Origin of the sequence: Frondihabitans sp. VKM Ac-2883 (assembly GCF_015350875.1) — a bacterium.
Lineage (GTDB): Bacteria > Actinomycetota > Actinomycetes > Actinomycetales > Microbacteriaceae > Frondihabitans.
Map to the genome: position 1 here is coordinate 60069 of NZ_JADKSF010000004.1, position 26897 is coordinate 86965.

Genomic DNA, 26897 nt, shown 5'->3' on the forward strand with positions numbered 1-26897 from the left:
GACCGAGACGAAGACCGGTGCTGCTGCTGGTGGTACCGAACACGTGACTCCCCGTGGGTCAGACCGCCCGGCACACGAAAAGAGCCGTGCGCGGGCAGTCACTTCGTTGTAAACATGCCGCTTTTCGGAGTCTAGCGACGCCCCCCGACGCCGGTATGCGTTAATTGACAGGTGCCCCGCGTACCCGCTCCACTGCTCGCGGTGACCGCGATTTTTTCCGTCCAATTCGGCAGCGCGGTGGCGCGCACCCACTTCGACGAGGTGGGCCCGACCGGCGCGGCAGCCCTTCGTCTGGGCTTCGCGGCGGTCATCCTTTTGATCGTCGTCCGGCCTCGAGTTCGGCACTGGTCGGGCACGCAGTGGCTGGCGGCGATCGTGCTCGGGATCGCCCTCGCGGGCATGAACTCGCTCATCTACCTTGCCCTCGACCGGATCCCGCTGGGAGTCGCGGTCACGCTCGAGTTCACCGGGCCGCTCGTGCTCGCCCTCGTGCAGACGCGCAGGATCCGCGACGCCGCATGGGCGCTCATCGCCTTCTGCGGCGTGCTGCTGCTGGGGCTCGGCTCCTCGGGCAGCGTCGCTCTCGGGGGAGTCGTGCTGGCCTTCGGCGCCGCCGCCTTCTGGGCCCTCTACATCGTCGCCAACAGTCGCGCCGGCAAAGCTATCGCGGGAATCGACGGACTCGTGGTGGCGGTCGTCGTGGCTGCAGTCGTCGTCATTCCCTTCGGCGCGGGTCGAGCCGCGACGGCCATTGCCTCGGATCCTCGTCTCGTTCCGATCTTCATCGGGGTCGCCGTGCTCACCTCGGCCCTGCCCTACGCGCTCGAGATGATCGCCCTTCGGGCGCTGCCCACTCGCGTGTTCGGCGTGCTGTCGAGCCTCGGCCCGGCAGTGGCGGCCCTGGCCGGTTTCGCCGTCATCGGGCAGGCCCTCACTCCGCGTGAGATAGTGGCGATCGCGCTCGTGACGATTGCCAGCGTCGGCGTCACCCTCACCGTGAGGCGAGTCGGGCCACCGGTCCCGCCCCCAACCAGCCCTTGACGGAGTGCCCAGCGCGAATTGTCACCCGAATCCCGCCCATACACAGCGTTTTCCGTGGAGATCCGTAGAGCTGTGTACCCCGGCTCGGGAGTAGCCTTAGCCATAGACGGTCCTGCAGAACACGGGACGGACAACGTTGTTGAAGGGAACACCATGGGAGCTGTTCTGGAACGCACATCATCCGCCGAGGTAGTTCCGCTCGGCGAGGGGTACAGCCGGGTGTCGACGCCGACAGCCGGAGTCATCGGATTCATTCGGGAGAACGATGGTCGCTTCGAAGTGCTTCGGGGTCGAGTTCGCAGTGCGACACGAGCCGAGGGTGCCTACGGGAGCCTCGACGTCGCCGTGATCGCTCTGACGTACAGCTGATCTGAATCGCTCTACCCCACGAACGGCCCTCGCTTCGGCGGCGGGTCGTTCGTCGTTTAACCCCGGGCCGCGCCAATTTGCGAGCGATTCGCCTCGACGCGCCGAGGCCGATGGTGCTGGGAGCCCGGATCGCTCGCAAATCGGCGCCCGGTGCGCGAGTGCCCGCCCCGGAACTGCTAACGTTGTCCACGCTCCTGGCCCCCATAGCTCAGGGGATAGAGCACTGCCCTCCGGAGGCAGGGGCGCTGGTTCGAATCCAGCTGGGGGCACCACCTCGTGTTCTCGGTGTTTGTTCGCTGGCGCTCACTCCCAGCGACGAAGCGGTGCGTGCTTGTTCGCGCGTGTCGTTCCGCCACGCGGCGCTAGCCAGGCCATGCGGGTCGTTCCTCCACGCAGCGCTTGCCAACCGCGAGGGTGTTGGCTCGACGCATGACCACCGACGACACCCCCTCCATTCGCCAGCTGCTCAAAAGGGCCAAGAAGTCTTCCCCTGATGTGGCCGGGCTGGATCCTGAATCCGTTCCCGAATCGCCGATGGACCTGTTCGTCGACTGGCTCGAGACGGCAGTCGAGGGGGGCGTGACCGAACCGCAGGCGATGACGCTCTCGACCGTCGACCACGCCGGGACGGTCAGCGCCCGAACCCTCCTGCTGAAAGACGTCGACGACGCGTTCTGGTTCGCCAGCTCATCGCTGAGCCCGAAGGGGCGGCAGATCCGCGAGAACCCCCGGGTCGCATTGACTCTGTACTGGCGGGAGCAGGGGCGGCAGGTCAGGATCCTGGGCGATGCCGGCCCCGGCCCTCGCGAGACGTCGGTCGCCGACTTCACCGCGAGACACCCCGACTCGCGCGCGGTCGCCATTGCCATGCCGCAGAGCACCCCCGTCGACGACGACGACAAAGCCCAGCAGGCTCTCGACGCCGCAAAGGCCCGCATCGCCGACGACGACGAGTTCGCCCCCGACGACTGGACGGCCTTCCGGGTGGTGCCGACCTGCATCGAGTTCTGGCAGGCGACGACGGGACGCGACCAGGTACGAGTGCGCTACGACCGGACCGCGCCCACGACCTGGACCCGCAGCCGCCTCTGGCCCTGAGCCGCCCCCTCTGCCAGCCAGGGCCGTTCCGAATTTGAAGGAAAAACGGGCGAGCGGCAACGAAGTCATGCGGATCCGGCCGGGTACGCCTGCACTTTCTCCTTCAAATTCGGTGGGCGCCCAAACTTGGCGGGCGACGCACCAGCGCCCCAGGCGTAACAGGACGACACACCCGCGACACGAGCGCCGCCCCTGTCGCAGAGTGGAGCCATGAACACGCTCGCCGTCATCGAGGTCACGCGCTTCCGGCCGCACGCGCCGGAATACCACGCGTACGTCGACACGCTGAACGGTCGCGTGCAGGGTCTCGCCGCGGTCACCGGCTGGGAGGCGACGCGCTACGGCGCCGCCGACCTGGGCGAATCGACGCTCCTGCAGCTGACCGACAGCGCCGACGCCGTCGTGCTGATGGGCGGCGAAGACCTCGCCCCCGAGTGGTACGGCGGCGAGAGCGGTTACCGGCGCGAGGGTCGCCACTACGAAGAGGCGGATGCCGCGCAGATCGCGCTCGTGCACCGCGCCCTCGATCGTGGCACTCCACTGCTCGGCATCTGCCGCGGGCACCAGCTGATCAACGTCGCGCTGGGCGGCACGCTGATCCAGCACCTCGACGGCGACTCGGCGCACCTGAACACAGGAGCCCCGGTCGAGGAGCTCATGACGACGCACCGGGTCGAGCTCGAGTCGTCGAGCGGGTTGGCCCGGATCCTCGGCGATTCGGTCGACGTGCAGAGCGCCCACCACCAGGCCATCGACGTGCTGGCGAACGGCCTCGGCATCGTGGGGCGAGCGGTCGACGGCGTGATCGAAGCCGTGGAGCACCGCGACGCACCGATCACCGGCGTGCAGTGGCACCCCGAAGACCGCAAGGCCCCGCCCGGTCAGCTGCTGCGCCTGCTCGACGGGCTTGCGCCCACTGCACGCCCGGAGCGCGTCGCCGCCTGACACCGTCTCCCGAGACGGCAGAGACCACTCGGCCAAGACCACACAGCAGACATCCCACGGCGAAGACCAGACCCGAGGATCCGGCCCGACCTACTTCAACCCGGCAATTGCCGCGTCGACCAGCGGCTCGGCCCCGCCGGGTTCGCCGAACACGGCGTCGTCAGACGTCGCGACTATCCAGTACGACCCGGTGAAGGCCTCGGCCGTGCCGACCCCGTCGATGAGGTCGAAGTAGCCTTCGCCGTCGTACGTGGGCACGGCGTTGCTCGACGTGATCAGGCTGTTCTTGAGCCGGGTGAGGCTGTCGTCGTCGAATCGGCCGACGGCAAGGGTCATCGAGCTGCCGGTCGTGCTGGTCCAGCCGCAGACGGTGCCGTCGTAGCCGCCGATGACCGCGGCGTCGCTGGCCTTCGGGGGAGTGGGCTTCTCCTCGGGCGTCATGCCGGGGTACGCGGCGCTGACCGTGGCGTCGGGGGCGATCGTCTGGCAGTCGACGGTCAGCGGCGTGGCCGTGAGGGCTCCCGCTCCGCCCGTCGGGGTCGCCGAGGCGCGGGGCGCGGTGGGGGAGCTCGACGCGGCGGGCGCCGCGCCGGTACAGCCGGCGAGGAGGAGCACCGCGAGGGCAGCGGGCAGGGTGCGGGCAGCGAGGAGACGCGGGGCCGTGAGCATGGTCTCCATCTTCGCGGCATTCACCTTGGTGGGAGATTCGGATCGCCGTCGGCGGCCCCGGAAGAGGCGGGCGACGGCCCGGTAAGCTTGACGACCGTGACTCCCGCCGAACTCTCCGCCTCTCTGCTCGCCATCGTCCAGGGGATCGCCGAGCGACGCCGAGCAACCGCGACCGCCGACGACGGAGCCGCAGCGGCACCGGTCGAGATCACCCTCGCCGACGCCGTGCTCGAGCGCCCCCGCAACCGCGACCACGGCGACTGGGCCTCGAACATCGCCATGAAGTTCGCCAAGCGCCTCGGGTCCAACCCGCGCGAGCTCGCGACCGAGATCGCGGGCGAGCTGACCGAGACCGACGGCGTCGCGAGCGTCGACATCGCTGGGCCGGGCTTCATCAACATCACACTCGAAGCGGCTGCGGCCGGGGCCCTCGCGAAGGCCATCGTCGAGAGCGGCGGGGCCTACGGCAACGGCGACTACTACGCGGGTGTCACCATCAATCTCGAGTTCGTCTCGGCGAACCCGACCGGCCCCATCCACATCGGCGGTGTCCGCTGGGCTGCCGTCGGCGATAGCCTCGCCCGCATCTTCCAGGCGGTCGGCGGTGTCGTGACGCGGGAGTACTACTTCAACGACCACGGCGCGCAGATCGACCGCTTCGCCCGCAGCCTGATCGCCTCGGCGCTCGGCGAGCCCACACCGGAAGACGGCTACGGCGGCGTCTATATCTCCGAGATCGCGGCGCGCGTCATCGAGACCTTCGACGGCGACGTCCGAGACCTGCCGCGCGACGAGGCGCAGGAGCTCTTCCGCGCGGTCGGAGTCGACTTCATGTTCGCCGACATCAAGAAGTCGCTGCACGACTTCGGCGTCGACTTCGACGTCTACTTCCACGAGAACTCTTTGCACGAGTCAAAGGCCGTCGAGCGCGCCATCGCCCGGCTGCGCGAGCTCGGACACGTCTACGAGGCCGACAACGCGACCTGGCTGCGCACGACCGACTTCGGCGACGACCGCGATCGCGTGATCATCAAGAGCGACGGCGAGGCCGCGTACATCGCGGGCGACCTCGCCTACTACCTCGACAAGCGCGAGCGCGGATTCGAGCGGAACATCATCATGCTCGGCGCCGACCACCACGGCTACATCGGCCGCATGATGGCGATGTGTGCGGCGTTCGGAGACACTCCGGGCGTCAACCTCGAGATCCTCATCGGCCAGCTGGTCAACCTCATGCGCGACGGCGAGCCCGTGCGCATGTCGAAGCGCAACGGCACCGTCGTCTCCATGGAAGACCTCGTCGATGCGGTCGGCGTCGACGCGGGGCGCTACTCGCTCGTGCGGTTCTCCGCCGACTCGATGATCGACATCGACCTCGACCTCCTCACCAAGCGGAGCAACGACAACCCGGTCTTCTACGTGCAGTACGCGCACGCCCGCACCCAGGCCGTCGCCCGCAACGCGAGTGCCTCCGGCGTCGACCGCAGCGAGTTCGACGCCTCCCTGCTGACCCACACGACCGAGGCATCGCTGCTCGGAGCCCTCTCCGAACTGCCGCGAGTCGTCCAGCAGGCGGCCGAGCTGCGCGAGCCGCACCGCGTCGCCCGCTATATCGAAGAGGTCGCTGGCACCTATCACCGCTGGTACGACGCGTGCCGCGTGACGCCCCTCGGCGATGAAGAGGTCACCGACCTCCACCGCACACGCCTCTGGCTGAACGATGCCGCTGGGCAGGTGATTCGCAACGGCCTCGGCCTCCTCGGCGTGTCCGCACCTGACAGGATGTAGGGCATGAGCGTCTCGAAACCCGACGATCTCGACGCCTTCCTCGAGCCGAACCACAACGTCAAGAAGCGCCGCGGGTTCACGATCTTCATGATCGTGCTGATCTCGCTAGTGGTGATCGGCGCGATCCTCGCTGTGGTCGCTGACATCGTTGCGCGCAACTACGCCGAAGGTCGTGCGGCAGAAGAGATCGAGTCGTCTCTGCCGGCCGGGTCGTCCGGTCAGGTCGATGTCAAGATCCACGGTCTCTCGGTGATCCTGCAGGCACTCAGCGGTTCGCTCGACGACGTGACTCTCTCGTCGTCGAACCTCGTGGTGCAGAAGATCCCCCTCACCTTCACCGCCGATGTCAGTGACGTCCCCCTCAAGGTGGGCGGCACGACGGGCCCGGTCGAGGCGTCGATCCACGTGACCGAGAAAGCCGTCAACGAGACCAAGGCTGTCAACGGTCTGGGCGGTTCGATCTCTCTCGGTTCGGGCGACTTCGCGTTCGACAAGACGCTGACGGTTCTCGGCCAGTCCATCGCGACCCAGATCACGGCGACCCCGAAGCTGGCAGCGGGGGGTTCGAAGTTGTCTGTCGTGCCGAAGAGCGCCTCGGTCAACGGTGCCGCACTGCCGGCCGTCTTCGCGCCGGCCCTTCGAGCAGCGACGCAGACCGTCTGCCTGGCTGGCTACGTTCCGAAGAATGCCCGGGTGACCTCGCTGACGGTCAAGCCCTCCGGCGTCACGATCGATTTGCGCTCGGCCGGTCTGCCATTGACGAAGACCGGCCTCACCGCAACAGGGAGCTGCTCATGACGACCACTGCCAACCCGCTCGCACCCGCCTGGCTCGACGTTCCCGTCGATGCGAATGACCTCGTCGCAAGCATCTGGCCGTCCTCGGCGGGTCGTGACGATGACGGCGCGCTGACTTTCGGCGGCGTGTCGGCCACCGAACTCGCGGCTCGGTTCGACACCCCCCTCTACGTCGTCGACGAGGCCGACTTCCGCGCGCGTGCCGTCGGCGCCCACGACGCCTTCGCCGCCGAGGCCGCTCGCATCGGCACCCGAGCCAAGGTCTACTACGCGGGCAAGGCCTTCTTGTCGGTCGAGATCGCGCGCTGGGTGAGCGACGCGGGCCTCTTCGTCGACGTCTGCACCGGGGGCGAGCTCGCCGTGGCCTTGGCCGCGGGCGTCGCACCCGAGCGGATGGGCTTCCACGGCAACAACAAGTCTCGGGCCGAGATCGACCGGGCGGTTTCGCTCGGCGTGGGCGCAGTCGTGATCGACAGCCTCCTCGAGATCGACCGCGTCGCCGAGGCGGCAGAGCGCCACGGCACGGTTCAGAACGTCAGGATCCGAGTCAACAGCGGAGTGCACGCCTCGACCCACGACTATCTCGCCACCGCGAGAGAAGACCAGAAGTTCGGCATTCCCCTCGCCGACACCCCGGCCGCGGTCGCAGCCATCCGTTCGCATGCGGGTCTCCGGCTGCTCGGCCTCCACAGCCACATCGGCTCGCAGATCTTCGGCACCGACGGCTTCGCCGAGGCTGCGCGTCGACTGCTCGAGGTGCATGCGAGCCTCCTGGCGGGCGGCGACCTGCCCGAGTTGAACCTCGGCGGCGGGTTCGGCGTCAACTACACCCGGGTCGACGACGCCGCGCCGATCACCGAACTCGCCGCGGGGATCGCCGACGTCGTCGCGGCGGAGTGCGCCCGACTCGACATCCCGATTCCGGTACTCGCGGTCGAGCCCGGCCGGGTGATCGCCGGGCCCGCCGGCGTCACTCTCTACACGGTCGGCACCATCAAAGACGTCGAGGTGTCGCTCGACGGCGGAGATACCAGCGCCGACGGGCCCTCGAGCGCCGTCCGCCGCTACGTGAGCGTCGACGGCGGGATGAGCGACAACGCGCGCACAGCGCTCTACGCGGCCGACTACTCGGTCCGGCTCGCCTCGAGGGTCTCCGCGTCGGATCCTCGTCTCGTCCGCCTCGCGGGCAAGCACTGCGAGTCGGGCGACCTCGTCGTTCTCGCCGACTACCTTCCGGGCGACGTGGCACCCGACGATCTCGTCGCCGTTCCCGTGACCGGTGCCTACTGCTGGAGTCTCGCCAGCAACTATAACCACGTGGGCCGCCCGCCGGTCGTCGCGGTGCGCGACGGTGTCGCCCGCGTGATCGTCCACGGCGAGACCATCGACGACCTCCTGGCACGTGACACGGGGTTCGACCCGCAGCACGACGCTCGACCACACGAAGCAGAGAGAACCGCATGATCGAATACCGCAACGTCCGCGTCGCCCTTCTGGGTGCCGGGTCCGTCGGAAGCCAGGTGGCCAGGCTCCTGCTCGAGCAGGCTGACGAGCTGGCCGGCCGGGCCGGGGCCGGCCTCGAACTCGTCGGCATCGCCGTGCGCGACCTCGACGCCGAGCGCGACGTCGACCTGCCGAAAGAGCTGTTCACCACCGATGCCGAGTCGCTCATTCTCGGCGCCGACATCGTCGTCGAGCTCATCGGCGGCATCGAGCCCGCCAAGACGCTGATCCTCCAGGCGCTCTCGTCGGGGGCCGATGTGATCACGGGCAATAAGGCGCTGCTCGCGAGCCACGGCCCAGAGCTCTTCGAGGCGGCCGAGCAGGTCGGCGCTCAGCTCTACTACGAGGCCGCTGTAGCCGGGGCGATCCCGATCATCCGTCCCCTGCGCGAGAGCCTCGCGGGCGACACCATCGTGCGGGTGATGGGCATCGTGAACGGCACGACGAACTTCATCCTCGACCGTATGGACACCCTCGGCGAGTCACTCGACGATGCTCTGTCTATCGCGACCGATCTCGGTTACGCCGAGGCCGACCCGACCGCCGACATTGAGGGCTACGACGCGGCGCAGAAGGCAGCGATCCTCGCGAGCCTCGCCTTCCACACCAGCGTTCCGCTCGTCGCGGTGCACCGCGAAGGCATCACGGGGGTGAGCCACGAACAGGTCGAGGCCGCCCGGAAGGCCGGATACGTCGTCAAACTCCTGGCGATCTGCGAGCGGATCTCGGACGACGACGGCAAGCTCGGGGTGGCAGCGCGGGTCCATCCCGCTCTCGTGCCGCTCGGTCACCCTCTGGCTGCCGTCCACGGCGCCAAGAACGCCGTCTTCGTCGAGGCCGAGGCCGCCGGCGATCTCATGTTCTACGGCGCCGGTGCCGGGGGAGTCGAGACCGCGTCCGCAGTGCTCGGCGACCTCGTGTCGGCGGCACGGCGCCACGTGATCGGCGGGCCCGGTCTCGCTGAGTCGAACCACGCCGACCTCCGCGTGCTGCCCCTCGGCAGTGTCTCGACGAGCTATCAGATCACGCTCGACGTGGCCGATCAGCCCGGGGTGCTCGCGACGGTCGCCGGGATCCTTGCCCAGCACGGCGTCAGTGTCGAGACCGTGCAGCAGACCGCGGGCGTCACACGCGGCGACGAGGGGCCGGCCACCGCTACGCTGATCATCGGAACGCACCGTGCCCGCGAGTCTTCGCTCGCCGCCACGGTCGACGCTCTCACCAACGCCGCAGTCGTGAACTCCGTCACGAGCGTGCTCAGAATCGAAGGAGCCTGATGGCCCACCAGTGGCAGGGTGTCCTGCGCGAATACGCCGACCGTCTCGATGTCACGGAGGCGACGCCGATCGTCACCCTAGGTGAGGGCGGCACACCGCTGATCCCGGCGCGAGCTCTCTCCGAGCGCACCGGTGCCAACGTCTACGTGAAGTACGAGGGCATCAACCCGACCGGCTCGTTCAAAGACCGCGGCATGACCATGGCGATCTCGAAAGCCGTCGAGCACGGCGCAAAGGCCGTCATCTGCGCGTCGACCGGCAACACGTCGGCGTCGGCCGCCGCCTACGCCGCTCACGCCGGCATCACCGCCGCGGTGCTCGTGCCCGAGGGCAAGATCGCCATGGGCAAGCTCAGTCAGGCTGTTGCCCACAACGGCCAGCTGCTGCAGATCCAGGGCAACTTCGACGACTGTCTCGACATCGCACGCGACCTCGCCAAGAACTACCCGGTGCACTTGGTCAACTCAGTCAACAACGACCGCATCGAGGGCCAGAAGACCGCCGCCTTCGAGGTCGTCGACGTGCTGGGCGACGCCCCCGACTTCCATTTCCTGCCGGTCGGCAACGCGGGCAACTACACCGCGTACACCCGCGGCTACCGTGAAGACCTCGTCGTAGGCCGCACGACAAAGCTGCCGCGCATGTTCGGGTTCCAGGCCGCGGGCAGCGCCCCGATCGTCGGCGGCTCGGTCGTCAAGCACCCCGAGACGATCGCCAGCGCGATCCGCATCGGCAACCCGGCCTCGTGGCAGTTCGCCCTCGAGGCGCGCGAGCTCACCGACGGCTACTTCGGTGCCATCGACGACGCCAAGATCCTCGAGGCGCAGCGCATCCTCTCCGCCGAGGTGGGCATCTTCGTCGAGCCCGCGTCGGCCATCAGCGTCGCCGGTCTCCTGGAGCGCGCCGAAGCCGGTCAGGTGCCGAAGGGCGCCACGATCGTGCTCACGGTCACCGGTCACGGTCTGAAAGACCCGCAGTGGGCCCTCAAGACCCCCGAGGGTGGCGAGGTCACCCCGACGGTGGTCGGCGTCGACACCGACGAGGTCGCCGGAGTCCTCGGACTGGTGCGAGCGTCGGCGTGACAGCAGAGCACGCCTCGCTCGCGGGGCGTTCCGTGCTGGTAAAGGTGCCCGCCACCTCCGCCAATCTCGGGCCAGGGTTCGACACGCTGGGAATCGCGCTGTCGCTGTACGACGAGTTGATCGTCACGGCGCGCGCGGATCCTGGTGTCTCGGTCCACGTGACCGGTGTCGGCGCCGGTGAGGTGCCGACCGACGAGACCAATCTGGTCGTCCGAGCCATCGCGTTCGCTTTCGAGCAACTCGGGCAGCCCCTACCCGGGCTGACCCTGTCGGCGACGAACGTCATTCCCCACGGGCGCGGATTAGGATCCAGCGCAGCCGCGATTGTCTCGGGCATCATGGCCGCCAAGGGCCTGCTCGACGGCGTCGTCGAGGTCGATTCACCGACGCTGCTGCGACTCGCCACCGAGCTCGAGGGGCATCCCGACAACGTCGCGCCGGCCCTGTTCGGTGGTCTAACGATCGCCTGGACCACGAAGGACGGCCCGGCGCACAAGCGGCTTCTGGTGCACCGGGGTGTGTCACCGGTGGTCTTCGTGCCTGAGACAACCCTGTCGACGAAGCTCGCCCGGAGCCTCCAGCCGGCCTCCGTGCCGCACGAAGACGCCACGTTCAACGTGTCGCGCTCCGCCCTGCTGGTCGCCGCGCTCATTCAGAGCCCCGAGCTCCTGCTCGCCGCGACCGAGGATCGTCTGCACCAGAGCTACCGCGCGAGTGCCATGCCCGAGACCGACACGCTGATCCGCATGCTCCGCGACGCTGGGCTGGCCGCAGTCGTCTCGGGTGCAGGTCCGTCGCTCCTCGTTCTCGGAAGCGACCCCGCCCAGAGGCTGTTCGCCGCGGATCTCGTCGGGGAGCATTCCGTCACGACATGGCGCGCGCTCATGCTGGCCGTCGATCTCAAGGGTGCTACAGTGGTGCCGCACCCGGTAGAAACTCCGCTTCTTTAGAGGCGGTTGCCTGTTTCGGCAGTGACCTCGTCACGGCAGGAGCGGATTCCCGGGTTGCACGTAGTTCCCATCAGTGCTTCTGCAATCAGTGCTCTTACCCCGCGCATCTCGCCTCCGTGCTGTGCATCCGTACACGTCCGGAGAGAGTCCTCTGCGCAGGCCGTTGCCCAAGGCACGGCCAGCTCACCCCCGCCTATCTGTGCGGGGGAGCGAAAGGAAACCATCCCCGTGACCGACATCACCTCCGATCCCTCCGCAGACCTCTCGGCTCTGCGTCTTCCGGCGCTCCAGGCTCTCGCCTCCTCGCTCGGAATCTCCGGCATCTCGAAGCTCCGCAAGGGCGACCTCGTCGCCGCTATTGCTTCCGCGCAGGCGGCAGCGCCGGCCGAGACCGCTGCCGCCGCGCCGGTTGCCGAGGCTCCCGTCGCCGACGACGCCCAGTCCGCTGTCGTCGACGCGCCTACCGCCGAGGCCGTGCAGCCCGAACTCGCCCTCGAGCCCGAGCCTGCAGCTCCGGTCCGCGCCAAGCGCGCACCGCGCCGCGCTTCCGCCGCAGCCGCCGCCCCGAAGGCCGCCGACGCCCACGCCAACCAGGGTGCCTCCGGCGTCCTCGAGATCCCCACCGAGACGCCGAAGACCGAGACCGCCGCCGCCGCGCCGGTCGAGGTCGCATCGACCGAGACATCGTCGACTGAGGCAGCGTCGACCGAGGCTGCCGCACCCACCGAGACCCCGACGGAGCAGTCGGAGCCTCGGGAGGGTGGCAGCCGCCGTCGCCGAGGATCCCGTCGCGCGAGTGACAAGGGCGGCGCACCCGCCGACGTCACCCCCGAGACCACGACCGAGGCGCCGGCCGAGAAGCAGGCTGACAAGCAGGGTGAGAAGTCGGGTCGCTCCGAGCTCACCATCGACCTCCCGCCGCGCCAGTCGCGTGCCGACCGCACCCGTGCCGAGCAGGCCCGCCTGCGCGCCGAGCGCGACGCCGCCGCACCGGCCGCCGACGAGGCCGCTGCGGCTCCCACCTCCGCGGCCGAGCCGACCGAGCAGGGCGACTCCGGCAAAGACGAGCAGGGCCAGAACGACCAGTCGCAGCAGCAGGGCGGCGGCCGTCGTGGTCGCAACCGCAACCGCGGCGACCGCCAGAACCGCGAGCAGAACGGCAACGGCCAAAACGGCAACGGTCAAAACGGCAACGGCCAGCAGCGCGACGGCCAGGCGACCGTCGTTGAGAACGGCAGCGCCCAGCAGCGCGAGAACCAGCAGGCGAACGCCCAGCAGTCGAATAACCAGCCCTCCGGCGGCAACGACCGTCGCAACGAGGCCGACCGCCAGAGCGACTTCGACGACGACCGTCAGAAGCAGGGCGGTGGCCAGCAGGGCAGCCAGGCCCAGCAGCAGCGCGACGACAGCGAGAACGGGCGTGGGCGCAACCGCCAGCGCGACCGCAAGCGCGGGCGCGGCAACCAGAACGACGAGTTTGAGCCCGAGATCACCGAAGACGACGTGCTGATTCCGGTTGCCGGGATCCTCGACGTCCTCGACAACTACGCGTTCGTCCGCACCACCGGCTACCTGCCCGGTGCGAGCGACGTCTACGTCTCGCTCGGCCAGGTCAAGAAGTACCACCTGCGCAAGGGCGACGCCGTGGTCGGTGCCATCCGTCAGCCGCGTGAGGGCGACAACCAGCAGGGTCGCCAGAAGTACAACGCGATCGTCAAGATCGACTCGATCAACGGTCAGACGATCGACGAGGCGGCCAAGCGTGTCGAGTTCAGCAAGCTCACGCCGTTGTACCCGCAGGAGCGCCTGCGTCTCGAGACCGAGTCGTCGAAGCTCTCGACCCGCATCATCGACCTCGTGTCGCCGATCGGCAAGGGCCAGCGCGGACTGATCGTGTCGCCGCCGAAGGCCGGCAAGACGATGGTGCTGCAGTCGATCGCCAACGCCATTGCCCAGAACAACCCCGAGGTCCACCTCATGGTCGTGCTGGTCGACGAGCGCCCCGAAGAAGTCACTGACATGCAGCGCACGGTGAAGGGCGAGGTCATCGCCTCGACCTTCGACCGCCCCGCCGAAGACCACACCACGGTCGCCGAGCTCGCCATCGAGCGCGCGAAGCGCCTGGTCGAGCTGGGCCACGACGTCGTCGTGCTGCTCGACTCCATCACACGACTCGGGCGCGCCTACAACCTGGCCACCCCGGCGTCGGGCCGGATCCTCTCCGGTGGTGTCGACTCGTCGGCGCTCTACCCGCCGAAGCGCTTCTTCGGTGCCGCTCGCAATATCGAGAACGGCGGATCGCTCACGATCCTCGCCACTGCCCTGGTCGAGACCGGCTCCAAGATGGACGAAGTGATCTTCGAGGAGTTCAAGGGCACCGGCAACATGGAGCTCCGCCTGTCGCGCCACCTGGCCGACAAGCGCATCTTCCCGGCGGTCGACGTCAACGCGTCGGGCACCCGTCGCGAAGAGATGCTCCTCAGCCCCGACGAGGTCAAGATCACCTGGCGTCTGCGTCGGGCCCTCGCGGGCCTCGACCAGCAGCAGGCTCTCGAGATCGTGCTGCGCAACCTCAAAGAGACGCAGTCGAACGTCGAGTTCCTGGTGCAGGTGCAGAAGTCCGTGCCGGCCACCGGCCACAAAGAAGACTGATCATGTTCGAGTCGGTAAGCGTGCTGCTGGCTGAGCACGACGAACTGCAGGTTCAGCTCTCCGACCCTGCAGTCCACGCGGATGCGGCCCGAGCGAAGAAGATCAACCGCCGCTACGCCGAGCTCAGCCGCATCGTGGCTGCCTACTCGGCGTGGAAGCAGGGAGAAGACGACCTCGAGGCCGCGCGCGAACTCGCGGGTGAAGACGCGGCGTTCGCCGACGAGGTACCCGCACTCGAAGAGACGCTCGACCTCGCCCAAGAGAAGCTGCGCCGTCTGCTGATCCCGCGCGACCCCGACGACGGGCGCGACGTGATCATGGAGATCAAGGGCGGCGAGGGCGGAGCCGAGAGCGCGCTTTTCGCGGCCGACCTCCTGCGCATGTACTCGCACTACGCCGAGTCGAAGGGCTGGAAGACCGAGCTGCTAGACCGCGACGAATCCGACCTGGGCGGCTACAAGAACGTCCAGGTGGCGATCAAGTCGAATTCCTCCGACCCGGCACAGGGCGTCTGGGCACACCTGAAGTACGAGGGCGGCGTGCACCGGGTTCAGCGGGTGCCCGCCACCGAGTCGCAGGGGCGCATCCACACCTCGACCACCGGCGTGCTGGTGTTCCCCGAGGTCGACGAGCCCGAAGAGGTCGAGATCAATCAGAACGACCTCAAGATCGACGTGTACCGCTCGTCAGGGCCGGGCGGCCAGTCGGTCAACACGACTGACTCCGCCGTGCGCATCACCCACCTCCCGACCGGCATCGTCGTGGCCATGCAGAACGAAAAGTCGCAGTTGCAGAACCGCGAGGCCGGAATGCGGGTGCTTCGTGCGCGCATCCTGGCTCGTCAGGCCGAAGAGCAGGCTGCTGTTGCCTCCGACGCCCGCAAGAGCCAGATCCGCGGCATGGACCGCTCCGAGCGGATCCGCACGTACAACTTCCCCGAGAACCGCATCGCCGACCACCGCACCGGGTACAAGTCGTACAACCTCGACGCGGTGATGGACGGAGCCCTCGAGCCGGTAATCGAGTCGTGCATCCAGGCCGACGAAGAGGCGCGGCTCGCCGACATCGGTGACACGGGCGAGTGACGCGGTCGATCGCTGACGCTCTCGACGAGGGGCGCAGGATCCTCGTGGCCGGCGGCGTACCCGACCCGGCCGTCGATATCGAGTTGTTGCTTGCGCACGTGCTCGACATCGGCCGCGGCGAGGTCGCGGTGAAGGCGATCACCGGGGGAGTCCTTGACGAATCTCTCGGCGTTCGCTTCGACGAGCTCGTCGCGCGCCGAGCCGAGCGTGAGCCGCTCCAGCACCTGACCGGACTCGCACCGTTCCGCTCACTCGAGTTGCACGTGGGCCCCGGGGTGTTCGTCCCGCGTCCCGAGACCGAGGGCGTGGCGCAGATAGCCATCGACGCGCTCGACGCCCGAGCCGACGAGTCGCCGATCGCAGTTGACCTCGGCACCGGAAGCGGCGCTCTCGCTTTGGCCCTGGCCACCGAGGTGCAGGGGTCGCGGGTGTACGCCGTCGAGCTGTCGCCCGAAGCCGCCCTCTGGACGCGCCGCAACATCGAATTGACCGGAGCACACGTCACTCTCGTGATCGGCGACATGACCGATGCACTCCCCGAGCTCGACGGCACCGTCTCGGTTGTCGTGTCGAACCCTCCCTACATCCCGACCGGGATGATCCCGCGCGACCCCGAGGTGCGCCTGTTCGATCCGGCCCTCGCGCTCTACGGAGGGGAAGACGGCCTCGACCTCGTGCGGGCGCTCTCACAGAGGGCACTCGCACTTCTCGTACCGGGCGGAACGCTCGTGATCGAGCACGGCGAAGAGCAGGGGGCGGCGATCCGGGAGCTGCTCGCGCACGACGGCTGGCGCGGGCCCGCGACGCATGAAGACCTGACGCGTCGCGACCGGGCGACGACCGCGACTCGCTGAGCCGTCGGATCCTGCGGGCGCGGCGTCGAGACCCCTCAGGGCGTCGCACTACAATCGGTGAGTCATGGCCTCCCTCTACGACTGCGCGAGCGACGCAGAACTCCTCACCGGTATGCGCTTGGCGCGCGCCGCACTCGGGCGCGGTGAGCTCGTCGTCGTGCCGACCGACACCGTGTACGGCATCGCCTGCGACGCGTTCGACCCCGAGGCCGTTCAGCGCCTGCTCGATGCGAAGGGACGCACGCGCCAGTCGCCGCCACCCGTGCTCGTGAAGTCGCAAGAGACCCTCGCCGCCCTCGCCGAGAGCGTCCCCGACCTGATCAGACCGCTCCTCGACGAGTTCTGGCCCGGTGGGCTGACCGTGATTCTGCGCGCTCAACCATCGCTGGCGTGGGATCTCGGCGAGACACGGGGCACTGTCGCCCTCCGTCAGCCCGACAACAAGCTTCTGCTCGAACTGCTCGAAGAGACCGGCCCGCTGGCCGTGTCGAGTGCGAACCTGACCGGCAAACCCGCCGCCATGAGCGCGATGGATGCCCTCGAGATGCTCGGCGACAGCGTCGAGGTCTATCTCGACGGCGGCCCGGCGGGCACGGCGTACGAGCCCCGTCCCGGGGCGAACAGTGGGTCGACCATCGTCGATGCGACGGCCGCGGCCGACGGGGTGCTCCGCATCGTCCGTCACGGGGTCATCTCCGACGACGAGATCCGTCGCGTCGTGGGCGACGACGTGGTCGTCTGAGGCTCGCGCGATGAGGTATTACCTGCTGGCCGCGGCCGTCTCGGCCGTCGTCAGCTTCGCCTTCTCGGTGCTCGCCTGGCGCCTCGGCACGAAGTACAAGCTGGCCCCCAAGATCCGCGACCGCGACGTGCACACGAACCCCACGCCGCGGCTCGGGGGAGTGGCGATGTTCATCGGCGTCGTCGTGGCCCTGCTGTCGGCGTGGTTGATCTTCCCGTTGATATCGGGAGTCGACTACTTCCGTCTCGTCTTCTCGGAGCCCGGCCACATCCTCGCCATCTTGGCTGCCGCGTTCATCATCGTTGTAGTCGGCGTGATCGACGACCTCTACGACCTCGACTGGATGACCAAGCTCGCGGCCCAGATCATCGCGGCGGGTGTGCTGGCCTGGCAGGGCGTGGCTCTCGTCTCCCTGCCGATCGGTGGTCGCACGGTCGGGTCGAGCTACATGTCGCTGATCCTGACCGTCCTGGCCGTCGTCCTGGTGATGAACGCCGTCAACTTTATCGACGGTCTCGACGGCCTCGTGGCGGGTGTCACGATCATCGCCAACGGCGTCTTCTTCATCTACAGCTTCGTACTCGCCAGCGGCACCGAGGGCGTGGAGTACTTCAACCTGGCAGCTCTCGTGTCGGCGGTGCTGATCGGGGCCGCCGTGGGCTTCCTCCCGCTGAACTGGCACCCGGCACGCATGTTCATGGGCGATGCCGGCGCGCTCCTGACCGGCCTTCTGATGGCCGTCAGCGCGATCTCGGTCACGGGCAACATCGACCCGACGACGACCGACCGCAGCACGCTCCTCCCGGCGTTCATCCCCATCGTCCTGCCGTTCGCGATCCTCATCGTGCCGCTGCTTGACTTCGGTCTCGCCGTGCTTCGGCGGGTCAGTGCCGGCAAATCGCCGTTCAGCGCCGACCGCAAGCACCTCCACCACCGCCTGCTCGACATGGGGCACTCGCACTTCCACGCCGTGCTGATCCTCTACGGCTGGACGGCCGTCGTCTCGATCGGCTGCCTGCTGTTCTACTTCCCGATCCCGACGAACTGGGTGATCATCTTCCTGGTGGTGGGGCTCGTCGTGTGCGCGGCCCTCACCCTGTCGCCGCTCAGCCGCCGCAAGCGGGTCGAGATCGCCGTCCAGAGCGCCCCCTCCGCCAGCGCAGCCGACGCCGGGGTCGAGCGCTTCGACGCCCTCGATCAGGCCGGTCGCTCCGTGGTCGGCGCGCCGAAGCCGACGGCCGCCGAAGAGCGCTCCGCAGTCGAGGGCTTGCGCGGCACCGTGTCGTCGCACCGGACGCCCAAACCGGGATCAGCCCTCGGTCTGAGCGCCGTAGAGCCCTCTGCGAACGCGCCCCGCGACTCGAGCGCGACCGGGCCTTCGCCCTCGACTCCCACAGGATCCACCGCCTCGCGGCCCGCAGAACCAGCCCGCCCCACCGAGACAGAACGGCACGCATGAACCCCGAGAACAACCGGATCTACACCAGGATCCTTCGCTACGGTGCGTTGCTGGCTCTGGCCATCGCCGTTATCGGCTGCCTCGTCGGCGGCCTCACCGTGGGTCCGACCGGTGTGGCCGGCGCCCTGGTCGGCACCGGCCTGGCGTTGCTCTTCACCGGAATGACGGCCGCAAGCATTTTGCTCGCATTCAAGGCGTCGGGCGGCAACATGATCAGTGGAGCGTTCTTCGGCATTGTGCTCGGCGGATGGCTGCTCAAGTTCATCATCTTCATCGTTCTGGTCGTGCTGTTGAAAGATGTCGAGTGGGTCAACCGCTACGTGCTGTTCTTCGCCCTGGTCGCAGGCGTCGTGGGCTCGCTCGTCGTCGATGTCGTCGTCGTGATGCGATCGAGGCTGCCGTACGTGAGTGACATCCAGCTTCCCGGTGCACGAGACGCAAATTCCGACAAATAAGCGGCGTGACGGCCCGGAATGGTTCGTCCGGCGGCCAATCTGTTGATAGGCTGAACTTGTTCGTGTCCCCGGCCTGTTTAGTGCCGAAGGGTCGCTTCCCCACAGATCATCGCCGCGTCTCGCGGTGGCGGGCGGGGCTGTTGCACGACAGGCGTTGTCTTAATTGGCTCGTCGGTCGCGCCGTGGTTTCGTTCGGCGCCGAGTGTCCGCGTCCCGAATCAGGAGATAGCGCTGTTAGCTAACGCCATCACCCTGTTGCATCCTCTCGCCGCAGCGAGTGATAGCAGCGGAGGTTTCCAGGGCCCATCGATCGACGAATTCTTCCCGTCGGTCCTTCTCTTCGAGGGCACTCCTTTCGAGATCACCCGCATCACGCTGGCACGATTCTTCGTGGTCATCGTCCTCTTCCTGATCTTCTGGATCGGCACCCGGCGCATGAAACTCGTGCCCGGTCGCTTCCAGAGCGTCGTCGAGATGGGTCTCGACCTCGTCCGAGTCAACGTCGCCGAAGATCTGCTCGGCAAGAAAGACGGCCGTCGCTTCCTGCCGTTGCTGACGACGATTTTCTTCATGGTGCTGTTCATGAACCTCACGGGCATCATTCCCGGGTTCAACATCGCCGGAACGTCCGTCATCGGCATTCCGCTGATCCTCGCGGTCGTCGCGTATGTCGCCTTCATCTATGCGGGCCTCAAGAAGCATCCGGGTACGTTCCTGCGCAATGCGCTGTTCCCGCCCGGTGTGCCGTGGCCGCTCTACATCATCGTGTTCCCGATCGAGCTCGTCTCGACGTTCGTGCTCCGGCCGATCACGCTGACTCTCCGGCTGCTGATGAACATGGTCGTCGGGCACCTTCTTCTGGTCCTCTTCTTCACGGCGACGTCGTTCTTCTTCTTCGAGTCGGGCAACCTCTTCGCCCTCTTCGGAATCGGCACGATCGCCTTCGGCTTCGTCTTCACCCTGTTCGAGATCCTCGTGGCCGTTCTTCAGGCCTACGTCTTCTCGCTGCTCACCGCTGTTTACGTTCAGCTCGCTCTGAACGACGAACACTAATAACGGCCCGGGCATCCGCCCAAGCCGCCATCACGGAAGGAAACACACGTGGACGCAACAACCGTTCTTGCTGAGATCAGCGGAAACATCGCGACGGTCGGTTATGGCCTCGCGGCAATCGGCCCCGCCATCGGCGTCGGTATCGTCGTCGGCAAGACCATCGAGTCGGTCGCCCGCCAGCCCGAGCTGCAGGGTCGCCTCACGGTGCTCATGTACATCGGTATCGCCTTCACCGAGGCGCTGGCGTTCATCGGCATCGCTACGTACTTCATCTTCACCAACTAAGGAAGACGCATGAACAGCGCACAAATGATCGTTGCGGCGGGTGAGGAACACAACCCGTTGCTGCCCGCGACACCCGACCTCGTTTGGGGTGCTGTGTGCTTCATCGCGATCCTCCTGATCTTCTGGCGCCTCGTGCTTCCTCGCATGAAGGCGACGCTCGACGAGCGTGCCGAGGTCATCGAAGGCGGCATCAAGAAGGCCGAGAACGCTCAGGCTGAAGCGGCTGCCGCCCTCGAGGAGTACAACAAGCAGCTGGCCGACGCCCGCTCCGAGGCTGCCAAGATCCGCGAGCAGGCGCGCACCGACGCGACCCGCATCGCCAACGATGTGAAGGCTCAGGCGCAGACCGATGCCGACCGCATCACGGCGAATGCGACCGCTCAGATCGAGGCAGAGCGTCAGAGTGCTCTGGTCTCGCTGCGGAGCGAGGTCGGATCGCTCGCGATCGACCTGGCCTCCGGTGTCATCGGCGAGAGCCTCAGCGACGACGCCAAGGCCTCGGCCATCGTCGACCGCTTCCTGGCCGATCTCGAGGCCGACGAACAGTCGAAGGCAGGCAAGTAACCGTGGGTTCGATGTCGAGAGAGGCACTCGCGTCCGCGCGAGGCGTGCTCGCCGACCTCGGCGACGCGGCAGACCTCACCACGGGTGAGCAGTTGCTCAACGCGGGTCGCATCATCGGCGGCTCCTCGAAGCTTCTCGCCTACCTGGCCGATCCGGCTGAAGACGTGGTCGGCAAGAAGGCGTTCCTCGATCGAGTGTTCGGCGAGTTCACGCAGTCGGCTCGCGCGCTTCTCACCTCGATCGTCGGCAGCCGCTGGTCGTCTCATGGCGACCTGCTCGCCGGCATCGAAGAGATCGGCATCCGGACGATCGCGAAGAGCGCTCCTGTCGGTCTTTCGATCGAGGGTGAGTTGTTCGCCTTCGGCGAGGTTGTCGCCTCTGACGCCGGGCTCGAACTGGCTGTCGGCACCAAGTTGAGCGACGGGCCCGCGAAGTCGGGTCTCGTCGAGCGGCTCCTCGCCGGCAAGGCCTCGCAGCAGACGATCTCGATCGTCTCGCAGCTCGTCCAGCAGCCTCGTGGCCGCCGGATCGGCGAGCTCATCCGCAACGCAAGCGCCATCGTGGCCGACCAGTCCGATGAACTGGTGGCAGTCGTCACGAGCGCAGCACCCATCGCTCAGGAGCAAGTGGCCCGACTCGAAGCCGGTCTCGCCCGGCAGTTCGGTCGTAGCCTTCGAGTCAATCTGGTCATCGACCCGTCCATTCTGGGCGGTCTTCGGGTGCAGGTCGGCGACGAGGTCATCGACGGGACCGTCTCGACGCGTCTCAGCGATCTCCGACTGCAGCTGGCCGGCTAGGCACCACCGACGCAACGGCTCGCCGCACACACCAGCGGGCTCACCCACCGACTCGAGGCGAGTGCCTCGGTTACTGTGACAAGACATAACGACAAAGGAATCCCAATGGCAGACATCAAGATCAGCCCTGATGAGATTCGCGACGCCCTCAAAGACTTCGTCTCGGCGTACGAGCCCTCGCAGACGTCAACAACCGAGGTCGGCCACGTCATCGACGCCGCCGACGGTATCGCCCACGTCGAGGGTCTCCCCGGCGTCATGGCCAACGAGCTCATCCGCTTCGACAACGGCGTTCTGGGCCTCGCCCAGAACCTCGACGAAGACGAGATCGGTGTCATCGTCCTCGGCGAGTTCAGCGGCATCGAAGAGGGCATGGAGGTCACCCGCACGGGTGAGGTCCTCTCCGTTCCCGTGGGCGAGGGCTACCTCGGTCGCGTCGTCGACCCGCTCGGAAACCCGATCGACGGTCTCGGCGAGATCGAGACCTCTGGCCGTCGCGCCCTCGAGCTCCAGGCTCCCGGTGTCATGCAGCGCAAGTCGGTGCACGAGCCCATGCAGACCGGCATCAAGGCAATCGACGCCATGATCCCGATCGGCCGTGGCCAGCGTCAGCTCATCATCGGTGACCGCCAGACCGGTAAGACGGCCATCGCGATCGACACGATCATCAACCAGAAGGCCAACTGGGAGTCCGGCGACACCAACAAGCAGGTTCGCTGCGTGTACGTCGCCATCGGTCAGAAGGGTTCCACGATCGCTTCGGTCAAGGGCGCCCTCGAAGACGCCGGGGCCATGGAGTACACGACGATCGTCGCGTCCCCGGCTTCCGACCCCGCCGGCTTCAAGTACCTCGCTCCGTACACCGGCTCGGCCATCGGTCAGCAGTGGATGTACGAGGGCAAGCACGTCCTCATCGTGTTCGATGACCTGTCGAAGCAGGCGGAGGCCTACCGCGCCGTTTCGCTGCTTCTTCGCCGCCCGCCGGGACGCGAGGCATACCCGGGTGACGTCTTCTACCTGCACTCTCGTCTGCTCGAGCGTTGCGCGAAGCTGTCCGACGAGCTCGGCGCCGGCTCGATGACGGGTCTTCCCATCATCGAGACCAAGGCGAACGACGTCTCGGCGTACATCCCGACCAACGTGATCTCGATCACCGACGGCCAGATCTTCCTGCAGTCCGACCTCTTCAACGCCAACCAGCGCCCTGCTGTCGACGTCGGAATCTCGGTCTCGCGAGTCGGCGGTGACGCGCAGGTCAAGTCGATCAAGAAGGTTTCCGGCACGCTGAAGCTCGAGCTCGCTCAGTACCGCTCGCTCGAAGCCTTCGCCATGTTCGCTTCCGACCTCGACCAGGCCAGCCGCCGCCAGCTCGCTCGTGGTGCTCGCCTGACCGAGCTGCTCAAGCAGCCCCAGTACTCGCCGTTCCCCGTCGAGAAGCAGGTCGTCTCGATCTGGGCTGGTACCAACGGAAAGCTCGACGAAGTTCCCGTCGCCGACATCCTGCGCTTCGAGGCCGAGCTGCACGACTACCTCGACCGCAACGGCGATGTCCTGACGACCCTTCGCGAGAAGAACGTCCTCTCCGACGAGATCGTCGCCGAGCTCGACTCCTCGATCGACTCCTTCAAGAAGGAGTTCCAGACCGGCGAGGGCAAGCCTCTTGCCTCGGTCGGACGCGAAGAGTTCACGGCCACAGACGCCGAAGACGTCAACCAGGAAAAGATCGTCAAGTCGCGCTAGCGGCTGACCGACCTTATCCTCACACGACACCAACAGGAGACACATGGGAGCGCAACTTCGGGTCTACCGACAGCGCATTCGCTCTGCCCAGACGACCAAAAAGGTCACCCGGGCCATGGAGCTCATCTCGGCCTCGCGGATCCAGAAGGCCCAGGCGCGCATGGTCGCGTCCGGTCCGTATTCGCGTGCGGTCACCCGCGCCGTGTCAGCCGTGGCGACGTTCTCGAACGTCGACCACGTGCTGACCACCGAGCCCGAGTCCATCGACCGAGCCGCCATCGTCCTCTTCACCTCCGACCGGGGCCTCAACGGGGCCTTCTCGTCGAACGTGCTGAAGGCGGGCGAAGAGTTGGCCACGTTGCTCCGGAGCCAGGGCAAGGAGGTCGTCTACTACCTCGTGGGTCGGAAGGCGGCCAGCTACTTCGCCTTCCGCCAGCGTGACGCCGAGCAGGGATGGACGGGCAACACCGACCAGCCCCAGTTCTCGACAGCCAAGGAGATCGGCGACGCCGTCGTTTCCAAGTTCTTGACCGACTCGGCCGAGGGCGGCGTCGACGAGATCCACGTCGTCTACAACCGCTTCGTGAGCATGGTGACGCAGACCCCCGAGGTCGTCCGACTCCTGCCTCTTGAAGTCGTGGAGGGTGTCGAAGAGCCCGAAGAGAACGCGATTCTGCCTCTCTACGAGTTCGAGCCCGATGCGGAGAACGTCCTCGACGCGCTCCTCCCGGTGTACATCGAGAGTCGCCTGTTCAACGCGATGCTGCAGTCGGCCGCTTCCGAGCACGCCGCTCGCCAGAAGGCGATGAAGTCCGCGAGCGACAACGCCGACACCCTGATCCGCGACTACACGCGTCTTGCCAACAATGCGCGCCAGAGCGAGATCACGCAGCAGATCTCCGAGATCGTGGGCGGCGCAGACGCCCTGAGCTCGGCCAAGTAGCCTGCCTTCCACAGAGGCAATGAGAAGAGAGAAAAATGACTGACATCGCCACCGCGCCAGTCGAGGCCGACAAGGCTCCCGGTGTCGGGCGTATCGCCCGCGTCACCGGTCCTGTCGTCGACATCGAGTTCCCGCACGATGCCATCCCCGGCGTCTACAACGCGCTCAAGACGTCGATCACCATTGGTGACCAGCACGTCGACCTCGTCCTCGAGGTCGCACAGCACCTCGGCGACGACCTGGTCCGCGCCATTGCCCTGAAGCCGACCGACGGACTCGTCCGCGGCCAGGAGGTCACCGACACCGGAGCGCCGATTTCGGTCCCGGTCGGAGACGTCACCAAGGGCAAGGTGTTTAACGTCACCGGCGACATCCTCAACGGTGCCCCCGGCGAGACGGTGGAGATCACCGAGCGCTGGCCGATCCACCGTCAGCCGCCGGCGTTCGACCAGCTCGAGTCGAAGACTCAGCTGTTCGAGACGGGTATCAAGGTCATCGACCTCCTCACGCCTTATGTTCAGGGTGGAAAGATCGGCCTCTTCGGCGGTGCGGGCGTCGGAAAGACCGTCCTCATCCAGGAGATGATCCAGCGCGTTGCGCAGGATCACGGTGGTGTCTCGGTCTTCGCCGGCGTCGGTGAGCGCACCCGTGAGGGCAACGACCTCATCATGGAAATGGAAGAGGCGGGCGTCTTCGACAAGACCGCCCTCGTCTTCGGCCAGATGGACGAGCCGCCGGGAACGCGTCTGCGCGTGGCCCTGTCGGCACTGACGATGGCGGAGTACTTCCGCGACGTGCAGAAGCAAGACGTGTTGCTCTTCATTGACAACATCTTCCGCTTCACGCAGGCGGGTTCCGAGGTCTCCACGCTGCTCGGCCGTATGCCGTCCGCCGTTGGGTACCAGCCGAACCTCGCCGACGAGATGGGTGTGCTCCAGGAGCGCATCACCTCGACCCGCGGTCACTCGATCACCTCTCTGCAGGCGATCTACGTTCCCGCCGACGACTACACCGACCCGGCTCCCGCGACGACGTTCGCCCACCTCGACGCAACGACCGAGCTGTCGCGCGAAATCGCGTCGCAGGGTCTCTACCCGGCCGTCGACCCGCTGTCTTCGACAAGCCGTATTCTCGACCCGCGGTACCTGGGCGAGGACCACTACAACACGGCCATCCGCGTCAAGGCGATCCTTCAGAAGAACAAAGAGCTCCAGGAGATCATCGCGATCCTGGGTGTCGACGAGCTCTCCGAGGAAGACAAGATCACCGTTTCGCGTGCGCGCCGCATTCAGCAGTTCCTCTCGCAGAACACCTACATGGCGAAGAAGTTCACCGGTGTCGAGGGTTCGACCGTGCCGTTGAAAGACACGATCGAGTCGTTCACCGCTATCGCCAACGGCGAGTTCGACCACGTCGCAACGCAGGCATTCTTCAACGTCGGTTCCATTTCTGACGTCGAAGAGAAGTGGGCACAGATCCAGAAGGAGAACGGCTGATCATGGCCGCTCTCACAGTGAACGTCGTTTCCGCGGATCAGCAGATCTGGACGGGCGAAGCCGCGCAGGTCACGGCTCGCACCACCGAGGGTGAGATCGGAATCCTTCCGGGTCACGAGCCAGTTCTGGCGATCCTTGCTTCCGGGCAGGTTCGCGTCCGCCAGGCAAGTGGTGCCACGGTTGAGGCTACGGCCGAAGACGGGTTCCTCTCTGTGGAGAACGACACGGTCACGATCGTCGCCCGGAACGCCTCGCTGGTCTGATCGTTCCAACCCAGCCGTAAAAGCCCGGGCGGGTAGTGCACTCTGCACTTCCCGCCCGGGCTTTCGTCTGTCCGGGGTCGGTCGCCCCGGCTCCTCACCCATGTCCACGTGATGTGCGACGACGAGTCGTCGCTTGCTTTCGAGATGCTGATGCCCCTCCTTTTTCTTCTTCCGCCGTCCGAGACGAAGCGCGACGGAGGATCACCCGACTCCGTTCTCGACTTCGCAGCGCTGTCCTTTCCCGGTCTCGACCGGCAGCGGCGCTCGGTCACGGCTGCGCTGCATCGCCTGAGCCGCGACCCCGAGGCAACCATGGCAGCTCTGAAGATCGGCCCTCGTCTCGCGACCGAAGTCGAGCGCAACCGTCTCGTGAAGAAGTCACCCACCCTGCGGGCCCTCGAGAGGTACACCGGAGTCGCCTACGATCCCATTGGTGCGTCGGAGCTTCCGCCGGAGGCATGGGCCTGGGCTGGCGAGCACCTCGCCATTCATTCCGCCCTCTTCGGCCTGGTGGGGGCGACGGACCCCATTCCGGCGTACCGCCTCTCTCATGACTCGCGCCTGCCGGGAGTGGCGCTCAAGGCGCACTGGTCACGCGCGGTCGCCCGGGTGTTGGTGGATGCCGCAAGACCGGTGATCGACCTCCGAAGTGAGGGCTACGCCGAGCTCGGCCCGGCGCCCGCCGGCAGTGCCTTCGTTCGCATCGTGTCCGACGAAGGCGGTCGACGGCGCGCGCTCAACCACTTCAACAAAAAGACCAAGGGCGTGCTCGTTGCACGGCTCCTGGCTTCGCGCCCGAGGCTCGAGTCGATCGAGGATTTCGTGGGGTGGGCACGAGATGACGGCATCGTCGTCGACACTTCGGGCGCTGAGCTCGAGATCGTGTCGGAGTCCGTCCTTCGCGGGTGACCAGTGGGATCCTCGGGGCCCGTTTAGAAGGCGCAAAACCCGTGACGGTCGTGCCGGCGTGGGCACGGCGACCGGGCACGC

At 67.0% G+C, this 26897-nt stretch carries 26 protein-coding genes and 1 tRNA gene; 26 read left to right on the top strand and 1 reads right to left on the bottom strand.

All coding sequences use genetic code 11. The features are described 5' to 3' along the window. The first annotated feature begins 201 nt into the window (after positions 1-201). The 5 genes from ITJ49_RS08825 to ITJ49_RS08845 all read left to right on the top strand — a co-directional run bounded on the left by ITJ49_RS08825 (position 202) and on the right by ITJ49_RS08845 (position 3453). Positions 202-1041: a DMT family transporter gene (locus ITJ49_RS08825; RefSeq protein ID WP_370544435.1), complete on the top strand. Its 840-nt coding sequence runs from the start codon at positions 202-204 to the stop codon at positions 1039-1041. Positions 1042-1194: 153 nt separating this feature from the next. Then, the gene (locus ITJ49_RS08830; protein WP_123944763.1) at positions 1195-1410 is read left to right on the top strand and encodes a hypothetical protein; all 216 of its coding nucleotides are present in this window, start codon (positions 1195-1197) and stop codon (positions 1408-1410) included. Between the two features lie 197 nt (positions 1411-1607). After that, positions 1608-1682, top strand: a tRNA-Arg gene (locus ITJ49_RS08835). A 157-nt stretch (positions 1683-1839) separates the two neighbouring features. Further along, positions 1840-2508 (top strand): pyridoxal 5'-phosphate synthase, encoded by a 669-nt coding sequence (locus tag ITJ49_RS08840; RefSeq protein WP_194604185.1) that lies wholly within the window; start codon positions 1840-1842, stop codon positions 2506-2508. Between the two features lie 210 nt (positions 2509-2718). Beyond that, positions 2719-3453, top strand: coding sequence for a gamma-glutamyl-gamma-aminobutyrate hydrolase family protein (locus ITJ49_RS08845; protein ID WP_194604188.1), 735 nt, complete (start codon positions 2719-2721; stop codon positions 3451-3453). Positions 3454-3543: 90 nt separating this feature from the next. Here ITJ49_RS08845 and ITJ49_RS08850 read toward each other — a convergent pair whose 3' ends face one another. Continuing rightward, on the bottom strand, positions 3544-4122 hold the full coding sequence (locus ITJ49_RS08850; RefSeq protein ID WP_194604190.1) for a hypothetical protein: 579 nt from the start codon (positions 4120-4122) through the stop codon (positions 3544-3546). Positions 4123-4218: 96 nt separating this feature from the next. Between ITJ49_RS08850 and argS the strand changes: the two genes are divergently transcribed. The 21 genes from argS to ITJ49_RS08955 all read left to right on the top strand — a co-directional run bounded on the left by argS (position 4219) and on the right by ITJ49_RS08955 (position 26816). Next, positions 4219-5910, top strand: coding sequence for an arginine--tRNA ligase (argS, locus tag ITJ49_RS08855; protein ID WP_194604192.1), 1692 nt, complete (start codon positions 4219-4221; stop codon positions 5908-5910). Positions 5911-5913: 3 nt separating this feature from the next. Continuing rightward, positions 5914-6708, top strand: coding sequence for a DUF2993 domain-containing protein (locus ITJ49_RS08860; RefSeq protein WP_194604194.1), 795 nt, complete (start codon positions 5914-5916; stop codon positions 6706-6708). Next, entirely contained in the window at positions 6705-8171 is a 1467-nt protein-coding gene (lysA, locus tag ITJ49_RS08865; protein WP_194604196.1) for a diaminopimelate decarboxylase, read from the top strand. The genes ITJ49_RS08860 and lysA overlap by 4 nt, the downstream gene beginning before the upstream one ends. Then, positions 8168-9487 carry a homoserine dehydrogenase gene (locus ITJ49_RS08870; RefSeq protein WP_194604198.1) on the top strand — a complete coding sequence of 440 codons (1320 nt, stop codon included), beginning with the start codon at positions 8168-8170 and terminating at the stop codon, positions 9485-9487. The genes lysA and ITJ49_RS08870 overlap by 4 nt, the downstream gene beginning before the upstream one ends. Next, positions 9487-10569: a threonine synthase gene (gene thrC / locus ITJ49_RS08875; protein ID WP_194604200.1), complete on the top strand. Its 1083-nt coding sequence runs from the start codon at positions 9487-9489 to the stop codon at positions 10567-10569. Before ITJ49_RS08870 ends, thrC begins: the two co-directional genes overlap by 1 nt. Beyond that, complete coding sequence (gene thrB, locus ITJ49_RS08880) at positions 10566-11519, top strand: homoserine kinase (RefSeq protein WP_194604202.1); 954 nt, start codon at positions 10566-10568, stop codon at positions 11517-11519. Before thrC ends, thrB begins: the two co-directional genes overlap by 4 nt. A gap of 228 nt (positions 11520-11747) precedes the next feature. Further along, on the top strand, positions 11748-14171 hold the full coding sequence (gene rho / locus ITJ49_RS08885) for a transcription termination factor Rho (RefSeq protein WP_194604204.1): 2424 nt from the start codon (positions 11748-11750) through the stop codon (positions 14169-14171). 2 nt (positions 14172-14173) lie between these two features. Next, the gene (prfA, locus tag ITJ49_RS08890) at positions 14174-15256 is read left to right on the top strand and encodes a peptide chain release factor 1 (RefSeq protein WP_194604206.1); all 1083 of its coding nucleotides are present in this window, start codon (positions 14174-14176) and stop codon (positions 15254-15256) included. Next, positions 15253-16110, top strand: a complete 858-nt coding sequence (gene prmC, locus ITJ49_RS08895) for a peptide chain release factor N(5)-glutamine methyltransferase (protein ID WP_194604209.1) — start codon at positions 15253-15255, stop codon at positions 16108-16110. The genes prfA and prmC overlap by 4 nt, the downstream gene beginning before the upstream one ends. 64 nt (positions 16111-16174) lie before the next feature. Beyond that, positions 16175-16852, top strand: coding sequence for an L-threonylcarbamoyladenylate synthase (locus ITJ49_RS08900; RefSeq protein ID WP_194604211.1), 678 nt, complete (start codon positions 16175-16177; stop codon positions 16850-16852). Between the two features lie 10 nt (positions 16853-16862). Continuing rightward, the gene (locus tag ITJ49_RS08905) at positions 16863-18311 is read left to right on the top strand and encodes an MraY family glycosyltransferase (RefSeq protein ID WP_228514288.1); all 1449 of its coding nucleotides are present in this window, start codon (positions 16863-16865) and stop codon (positions 18309-18311) included. Further along, complete coding sequence (locus ITJ49_RS08910; protein WP_194604214.1) at positions 18308-18766, top strand: hypothetical protein; 459 nt, start codon at positions 18308-18310, stop codon at positions 18764-18766. The genes ITJ49_RS08905 and ITJ49_RS08910 overlap by 4 nt, the downstream gene beginning before the upstream one ends. A 252-nt stretch (positions 18767-19018) precedes the next feature. Beyond that, positions 19019-19819: a F0F1 ATP synthase subunit A gene (atpB, locus tag ITJ49_RS08915; protein WP_370544456.1), complete on the top strand. Its 801-nt coding sequence runs from the start codon at positions 19019-19021 to the stop codon at positions 19817-19819. Between the two features lie 48 nt (positions 19820-19867). Beyond that, on the top strand, positions 19868-20104 hold the full coding sequence (atpE, locus tag ITJ49_RS08920; RefSeq protein WP_055958547.1) for an ATP synthase F0 subunit C: 237 nt from the start codon (positions 19868-19870) through the stop codon (positions 20102-20104). A gap of 9 nt (positions 20105-20113) precedes the next feature. Then, positions 20114-20668: a F0F1 ATP synthase subunit B gene (locus tag ITJ49_RS08925; RefSeq protein WP_055958545.1), complete on the top strand. Its 555-nt coding sequence runs from the start codon at positions 20114-20116 to the stop codon at positions 20666-20668. A 2-nt stretch (positions 20669-20670) separates the two neighbouring features. Beyond that, complete coding sequence (locus ITJ49_RS08930; RefSeq protein WP_194604217.1) at positions 20671-21465, top strand: F0F1 ATP synthase subunit delta; 795 nt, start codon at positions 20671-20673, stop codon at positions 21463-21465. A gap of 105 nt (positions 21466-21570) precedes the next feature. Further along, positions 21571-23205: a F0F1 ATP synthase subunit alpha gene (gene atpA / locus ITJ49_RS08935; RefSeq protein WP_055958542.1), complete on the top strand. Its 1635-nt coding sequence runs from the start codon at positions 21571-21573 to the stop codon at positions 23203-23205. A 43-nt stretch (positions 23206-23248) separates the two neighbouring features. Then, positions 23249-24148, top strand: coding sequence for a F0F1 ATP synthase subunit gamma (locus tag ITJ49_RS08940; protein ID WP_055958539.1), 900 nt, complete (start codon positions 23249-23251; stop codon positions 24146-24148). A 35-nt stretch (positions 24149-24183) separates the two neighbouring features. Beyond that, on the top strand, positions 24184-25644 hold the full coding sequence (gene atpD, locus ITJ49_RS08945) for a F0F1 ATP synthase subunit beta (protein ID WP_055958535.1): 1461 nt from the start codon (positions 24184-24186) through the stop codon (positions 25642-25644). 2 nt (positions 25645-25646) lie between these two features. Next, entirely contained in the window at positions 25647-25907 is a 261-nt protein-coding gene (locus ITJ49_RS08950; RefSeq protein ID WP_055958533.1) for a F0F1 ATP synthase subunit epsilon, read from the top strand. 150 nt (positions 25908-26057) lie between these two features. Next, positions 26058-26816 (top strand): YaaA family protein, encoded by a 759-nt coding sequence (locus ITJ49_RS08955; protein ID WP_194604220.1) that lies wholly within the window; start codon positions 26058-26060, stop codon positions 26814-26816. The last annotated feature ends 81 nt before the right edge of the window (positions 26817-26897 follow it).